Here is a 6,776-nt window from a genome sequence, read left to right as displayed (position 1 = left end):
CCGTTGCGTCCGAGGCGCAGCCTCAAGCAACGGTGGCTAACTCGCGGCCCCCCAGGGGCCGCGCTCGAGCGCGCCAGCGCTCCAAAAACACAGCCTCAAACAACCCGGGACCACCCAAACCCTGAAGCTCTGCCCCACCCACCAACCTGCCTGGACCCACCACCACAGGAGGTACCGATGACAACCACCCACTCCACCACCGCCGCCCGCACCCACGCCCGCGCCCAAGCCGCAACAGCAACCCCAACCCTCCCCGAACCCCCACAAGGCATCAACCCCACCAACCTCCTCGTCGCACAACGCATCCCCCCCGGCGGCTACGCCAACCTCGTGCTCGGCCGCGGCACCCACATCCACCTCGCCGACCCCTCCGGCACCACCTGCGCCCACCTATTCCTCCTACGCGCCGATTCCCCCTGGGAGCGCCTCAACGTCGCCGACACCATCAAGGTCCCGTGGCAGGCCTACCTCAGCCAAGGCCACCCCCTGCTGTCGGACCAGGGCCGAGTCCTGGCCACCGTCCTCGACGACACATCAGCCCACCACGACACCCTGTGCGGCCCCACCACCGCAGCCCGCCACCAACTCCACCTCGCCGCTGCCAAACAGGGCCTCGAACCCCGCGACATCGGCGGATCGATCGCCCTGTTCCGCGGCGCGCGGGTCGCGAACAACGGTGCCATCGAGTCGACCGGCAACGGCCCCGCGGGCGCGACCCTCGACCTGATCGTCCACCTGCCGGTCACCCTGCTCATCGCCAACGCCCCCCACCCCCTAGACGACCGCCCCACCGGCGACCTCGACCTCCTCGCCTGGCCCTCCCCCGCCGACCTGAACACCACCAACTCCGACCCCGAATACCAACGCGCAGTGGACAACACCGAAGCCGCCTGGTCGGCCGCACAGAACTGGGAGGTTCCGGCATGACCGCCACCCGCACCGTCGTCCTCGACGAGACCGTCCCCGCCCTGGCACCGTGGTCGGCGATCGTCCGCGCGGGCGACCACCTCGACATCATCGACCTGCACGGCAACCAGGCCGTGGACTGCCTGCTCTACTCCGCCGCCGACCACACCGACCGCTACAGCGCCCAGGCCACCGTCGCCGCCCAGCGCAACATCTTCCTCACCACCGGCAGTGTCCTGCTGACCGAGAACGGCACCCCGTTGATGACGGTCGTCGCCGACGAGGTCGGCAACCACGACACCATCGCGGGTGCCTGCTCCCAGGAGTCCAACACCCTGCGTTACGGCCACCACACCCGCCACCAGCACGCCTGCGTGGAGAACTTCCTCACCGCAGCCCTCGAATGGGGCCTTGGCAAACGCGACCTGGTCTCCAATATCAACTGGTTCATGAATGTCCCCGTAGAACCCGACGGCACCCTCGGCATCGTCGACGGCATGTCCGCCCCGGGCAAGAAACTCACCCTCCGCGCCGAGATCGACACCCTGGTCCTGGTCTCCAACTGCCCCCAGATCAACAACCCCTGCAACGGTTTCGACCCGACGCCCGTACACATGGTGGTGACCCGATGAGCGTCACCGACACCCAGGTCGAGTGCGCTGCCGACCTCGCCCCGTCGAATCCCCTGGCGCCGGGCGAGCTCACCGACGCCCCCGCCCAGAGCTCGGGCGTCGACGCGGCCGAGATCCCCACGCAGGGCACCACAATCGCATCGTCGACCACGACGTCGGTTGTCGGCCAGAACAAGTCCCCTGTCGCAGGCACCGGCGAAGTCGAGACGGCAGGCGCGGTCCCGGTAACGACGGCCAACACTCCGTCGGTGTCGTCGCCCATTCAGCGGCGCATAGATGTCATACGCCCCGGAATGCAGACCACCGTGCAAGATTGGCCGGGCCGAATCGGCTACTGGCACATCGGAGTTCCACCGTCCGGCCCGATGGACGACTTGTCCTTCCGACTCGGCAACCGAGTACTCGGAAATGCCGAAGGCGCAGCAGGTTTGGAGTGCACGCTCGGCGGACCCGCACTGCGCTTCTCGGCGGCGACCTGGGTGTGTGTGACCGGCGCGGTCGCCGATGTCCGTGTGGACGGCGTCCCGGTCGAGCAATGGCGGACCGTCGAGGTCCCGGCGGGCGGCGTGCTCGACGTCGGCGCGATCCGCGGTCCCGGCATGCGCACCTACATCCTGATCTCCGGCGGCATCGACGTAGACGAATTCCTTGGCAGCGCGGCAACATTCACTCTCGGAAAGTTCGGCGGCGGAACGGGTGCCGCACTGCGCACCGATGACTCGCTCGCGCTGGGCGCACCGTCGACCCGCCTCGCCCCCGCCATCCCGATGTCCGACCATCCCGCCTTCTCCCACCGCTGGGAACTCGCCGTCACCGAGGGTCCCCACGGCGCACCAGAGTTCTTCACCCGCAACGACTTCGACACCATCGTCAACACCGACTACGAAGTGCACTTCAACTCCGACCGCACCGGTGTCCGCCTCATCGGCCCCAAACCCGAATGGGCCCGCACCGACGGCGGCGAAGCGGGCCTGCACCCGTCGAACATCCACGACAACGCCTACACCGTCGGCGCCCTAGACTTCACCGGCGACACCCCGATCCTGCTCGGCCCCGACGGCCCCAGCCTCGGCGGATTCGTCTGTCCCGTAACAGTTGTCGCCGCCGACCGCTGGAAACTGGGCCAACTCACCCCCGGCGACAAAGTCCGCTTCGTCCCCATCCGCTCCGAACATGCCGCTCCCGCAGCCGAACTCGGCGCGCGACGGCGTGCCGGCTTCGGTTCCGTCCTCTCAGCAGGCCGTGACGGCGACGACGGCATCCTGCGCCGCACCGAAGTCGACGACGAAACCGGCGTGACCTACCGCCGCCAAGGCGACGACGGCGTCCTCGTCGAATACGGCACCCTCACTTTGGATCTGGGCCTGCGCGCCCGAGTCCACGCCCTACACCAGCACCTCATCGCGATCGGCCTACGCGGCGTCATCGAGCTCACCCCCGGCATCCGCTCACTGCAGATCAGGGTCGACCCGGCCGTCCTGCCGATCCCCCACCTACTCGACCTACTCGCCGAAGCCGAAGCGCAACTACCGAATTCGGACCAACTGGTTGTCCCGAGTCGCACGGTCCACCTGCCCCTGTCGTGGGACGACCCCGCCACCCGCGAAGCCATCACCCGCTACATGCACGGCGTCCGAGCCGACGCCCCCTGGTGCCCGTGGAACATCGAATTCATCCGCCGCATGAACGGCTTGGACTCCGTCGACGACGTCTACAACACCGTCTTCGACGCCGAGTACCTGGTCCTGGGCCTGGGCGACGTCTACCTCGGCGCCCCCGTAGCCACCCCCACCGACCCCCGCCACCGCCTGGTCACCACCAAATACAACCCCGCCCGCACCTGGACCCCCGAAAACGCGGTCGGCATCGGCGGCGCCTACCTGTGCATCTACGGCATGGAAGGCCCCGGCGGCTACCAATTCGTGGGCCGCACCACCCAGGTCTGGAACCACCGAGCCCGCCCCACCGGCACCGCGGGCCCCGGCGTCGACCACTTCCCCACCGAAACTCCTTGGCTCCTACGTTATTTCGACAGAATCCGCTGGCACCCCGTCGAGCCCTACGAACTCCTGGACCTGCGCGCCGACTTCGCCGCAGGCAAGGTGGACATCCCCACCGAATCCGGCGAATTCCGCCTAGCCGACTACCGCAAGTTCCTAGCCGACAACGACACGTCCATCACCGACTTCCGCGCCACCCAAGCCGAAGCCTTCGCCGAAGAACGCCAATCCTGGCGCACCGCAGGCGAACTAGACTGACCGATCAAGATCATCACGCTCTCAGCGTGGCCATTTCTGGGTTTTGCCTCGCTGAGAGCGTGGTGATCAATCGTCCAGTGCGAGGAGGACGGTTTTGCCGGATGCGTGGCCTTCGGCGAAGGCTGCGATGGCGGCGGCGGCTTCGGCGAGGGGGTATCGGCGCTGGATGACCGGGCGGAGTGTGCCTTCGACGACCAGCGTGGCCAGGTAGTTCAGGTCGCCGGACGCCGGGCGCATCAGGAGGGGTTTGAGGGTTCGGCGGGTGAACAGGTTGACGAGCACGACCGAGGCGAGCCAGCGGACGGGGCCCAGCCAGTTGTCGCCGGGGGCTGCGGCGGAGGAGACGTAGACGCCGTCGGGGGTGAGTGCGCGGAGGTAGTCGCGCAGCTTGCGGTTGCCGGCGAGGTCGAAGATCGCGTCGTAGCGGAAGGGCGATGCCGCGAAATCGTCAGTGGTGTAGTCGATTACGACGTCCGCGCCGATGCTTCGCACCATCTCGATGTGCCGGGTGCTGCAGACGGCGGTCACGTGCGCGCCGAGTACTTTCGCGAGCTGCACCGCGAAACTGCCGACTCCGCCCGATGCGCCGTTGATCAGCACCCGCTGCCCCGGGCCAACCTTGCCGATGTCACGGAGGCCTTGTAGCGCGGTCATGCCTGAATCCGGTACGGCCGCAGCCTCTTCCCATCCGATCGAGGCAGGAACAGCAGCGAAGCACCCGACATCAGCGAGGACATATTCGGCGAATGCACCACTGGGCACTTCGCCGAAAACCCGGTCACCGACGGCAAATTCGGTCACACGCCCACCGACCGCGACAACTTCGCCCGCCAGATTCTGCCCGATCATCGGATGCTTGGGCCTGCGCAATCCGAACCCCAACCGCAGCAGATACGGCGTCCCGGTGAGCAGATGCAGGTCCCCGCTACACAGTGACGCCGCCCGCACCCGGACCACCACCTCGCACTCCCCCGGCGTCGGCCGCGGCACGATCTCGCTGCGCAACACCTCACCGCCGCCGTACCGGGGCGCAATCCACGCGGTCATCGAAGCCGTATCCACATCGGTCATGACGTCCCTCATCTCGCACTTACAGCGTAAGTCTCTACTGCGAGACGGTACGCTTACGCCGTAAGTAGGTCAAGGAAGGAACCCCACATGCCGCGCACTCCCCTCACCAGAGAACGAGTCCTGCGCGCGGCGATCGACCTCGCCGACCAGGAGGGCCTGGACGCCCTGTCGATGCGCAGGTTGGCCAAGGCGGTCGGGGTGGAGGCGATGTCGCTGTACAACCACGTCGCCAACAAGGACGACCTGCTCGACGGCATCATCGACCTGGTCGTCGCCGAGATCTACGTGCCCGAAACCGGCGGCGACTGGCAAGCCGAGCTGCGCCAGCGCGCCACCTCCGCCCACGAGGTCCTGCTGCGCCACCGCTGGGCCACCGGCCTGCTCGGCTCCCGTGTCAATGTCGGCCCCGCCATGCTCCGCTACGTCGACGCCACGCTGGGCTGCCTACTCGCCGCGGGCTTCACCTACGAACAGGCCGATCGCGCCTGGAACGCCCTGGACAGCCACATCTACGGATTCACGCTGCAGGCCATCAACTTCCCCCTCGCCCCCGACGAATACGCGAGCGCGGCACAACAATTCCTGCCCCTGATCCCCATCGAGACCCACCCCCACATGCACGCCCTCGCCAGCCTGGTCATCAACGGAACCCACTCCGGTACAGCCGATTTCACGTTCGGCCTCGATCTACTCCTGGACGGGTTGAGCCGCCTGATTCAGAGTGGGTCCCGCTGAGAATCAGCCCGCGACCAAGTCCACACTCCTGCGCAACCCGCTGGGCACAGGCCTGTCCAGCCCAGCCGTGACCTCCATGACCGCCTCGGCCACCGCGAGACGCGCACCCAGCCTCGGCGGCTCACGCAGACCCGAATCACCCTGCACCAGAAGCCGAACCGCCGCCCACGGCAGATTCATATCGGCGAATTCCGTGTGGAACAGGCCGGCCGAGGGACGTGGATTCGCCTCGAGCAGCACCGGTTGTCCAGCACGATAACGCAATTGGACATTGGTCAGATAGGCCAGTTCGAAGTGCTCGACCATGTCTCGCGCGATGGCGACCGCCGCAGGATCGTCCAACAGAATGCGGAAGCGACCCTGCTTGGCGCGCGGAATGCCCACCAGCAGTTCACCTCCCGGCGCGGACAGGCAGTCGATACTGATCTCCGGCCCTTCCAGGAACGGCATCACCAGCAGCGGCAGCGCGGGTTCGCCCTCCGCCGCGGCCCGTCGCATCGCCCCCGCCACCGCCTCGACCGAGGCGACCGGCCGTGGCGCCACGCGCAGGTTCGCCATGGTCAGCGGGCGATCGTCGAGGATGCGGAACCCGAAGGCCGAATACTCACCGCTGGGCTTGATGCACAGCGTCTCCCCCGTCAGCGACAACTCGTCGACTGCGGTGTGGAACTCGTCCGCGGTGGTCACCTCCCGCCACGGTGGCACGGGAATGCCCGCCGCACCGGCGATTTCGTAAGTGAGCACCTTACTGGTCAACGCCGTCACCGCCGACAACGGTGAACACATCACCGCGGTGCCGATCGCCGCGAAGTCCGCGATCCGGCCCGCGAGCGCGTCCAGCCGACGCGGCGGAATGAGCACGTCGATGCGGTGCGCCCGACAGAACTCGAGCGCGAACTGCGCGTATTCCTCATTGCTGACATGCCGAGGTTCGATCCCCGCCACATCGCACGCCGACAACGCGACCGCACTCGGATCCACATTGCTGGCATAGATACTGACCTCGACGCCATCGGGATTCTCCCGCAGCAACCGCATAACCTGAACCGATGCCGCACCAGCACTGCTCAGCCAAACCCGAAGCGTAATACCGACCGCTCCCATCCTGTTCTCGAAGAGAACCGGACCCTATCCCGGTTATGCTTCGAGCACATTGCGAGCAGAAGGACCCGAC

Annotated in this window: 6 protein-coding genes; 4 read left to right on the top strand and 2 right to left on the bottom strand. The window is 67.2% G+C overall.

Features of this window, described 5'->3' with window-relative positions; translation table 11 throughout:
- Positions 1 to 177 precede the first annotated feature (177 nt).
- The 3 genes from ACFWU5_RS09265 (at position 178) to ACFWU5_RS09255 (ending at position 3,796) form a co-directional block, all read left to right on the top strand.
- Positions 178 to 927 (top strand): DUF1989 domain-containing protein, encoded by a 750-nt coding sequence (locus tag ACFWU5_RS09265; protein ID WP_379266698.1) that lies wholly within the window; start codon positions 178 to 180, stop codon positions 925 to 927.
- Positions 924 to 1,538, top strand: a complete 615-nt coding sequence (locus ACFWU5_RS09260; RefSeq protein WP_379266697.1) for an urea amidolyase associated protein UAAP2 — start codon at positions 924 to 926, stop codon at positions 1,536 to 1,538. The genes ACFWU5_RS09265 and ACFWU5_RS09260 overlap by 4 nt, the downstream gene beginning before the upstream one ends.
- A 260-nt stretch (positions 1,539 to 1,798) precedes the next feature.
- A complete protein-coding gene (locus tag ACFWU5_RS09255) occupies positions 1,799 to 3,796 on the top strand; it encodes a 5-oxoprolinase/urea amidolyase family protein (protein WP_379266713.1) in 1,998 nt (665 codons plus the stop codon).
- A gap of 66 nt (positions 3,797 to 3,862) precedes the next feature.
- Here the strand turns inward: ACFWU5_RS09255 and ACFWU5_RS09250 are convergent, their stop codons facing one another.
- Complete coding sequence (locus tag ACFWU5_RS09250) at positions 3,863 to 4,867, bottom strand: NAD(P)-dependent alcohol dehydrogenase (RefSeq protein WP_379266696.1); 1,005 nt, start codon at positions 4,865 to 4,867, stop codon at positions 3,863 to 3,865.
- An 87-nt stretch (positions 4,868 to 4,954) separates the two neighbouring features.
- Between ACFWU5_RS09250 and ACFWU5_RS09245 the strand changes: the two genes are divergently transcribed.
- Positions 4,955 to 5,602 carry a TetR/AcrR family transcriptional regulator C-terminal domain-containing protein gene (locus ACFWU5_RS09245; protein ID WP_379266695.1) on the top strand — a complete coding sequence of 216 codons (648 nt, stop codon included), beginning with the start codon at positions 4,955 to 4,957 and terminating at the stop codon, positions 5,600 to 5,602.
- A 3-nt stretch (positions 5,603 to 5,605) separates the two neighbouring features.
- Here the strand turns inward: ACFWU5_RS09245 and ACFWU5_RS09240 are convergent, their stop codons facing one another.
- Positions 5,606 to 6,640: an ATP-grasp domain-containing protein gene (locus tag ACFWU5_RS09240; RefSeq protein WP_379266694.1), complete on the bottom strand. Its 1,035-nt coding sequence runs from the start codon at positions 6,638 to 6,640 to the stop codon at positions 5,606 to 5,608.
- Positions 6,641 to 6,776: the final 136 nt, after the last annotated feature.

This window comes from Nocardia sp. NPDC058640 (assembly GCF_042716995.1).
Classification (GTDB): Bacteria; Actinomycetota; Actinomycetes; order Mycobacteriales; family Mycobacteriaceae; genus Nocardia.
Note: the sequence above shows the minus strand (reverse complement) of the source record. Positions and strands in the feature narration are given on the sequence as shown.

What these genes read in the sequence shown, in the direction of transcription:
- ACFWU5_RS09265 (WP_379266698.1), top strand. Translation starts at nt 178, where the DNA reads ATGACAACCACCCACTCCACCACCGCCGCCCGCACCCACGCCCGCGCC.
- ACFWU5_RS09260 (WP_379266697.1), top strand. Translation starts at nt 924, where the DNA reads ATGACCGCCACCCGCACCGTCGTCCTCGACGAGACCGTCCCCGCCCTG.
- ACFWU5_RS09250 (WP_379266696.1), bottom strand. Translation starts at nt 4,867, where the DNA reads ATGACCGATGTGGATACGGCTTCGATGACCGCGTGGATTGCGCCCCGG.
- ACFWU5_RS09245 (WP_379266695.1), top strand. Translation starts at nt 4,955, where the DNA reads ATGCCGCGCACTCCCCTCACCAGAGAACGAGTCCTGCGCGCGGCGATC.
- ACFWU5_RS09240 (WP_379266694.1), bottom strand. Translation starts at nt 6,640, where the DNA reads ATGCGGTTGCTGCGGGAGAATCCCGATGGCGTCGAGGTCAGTATCTAT.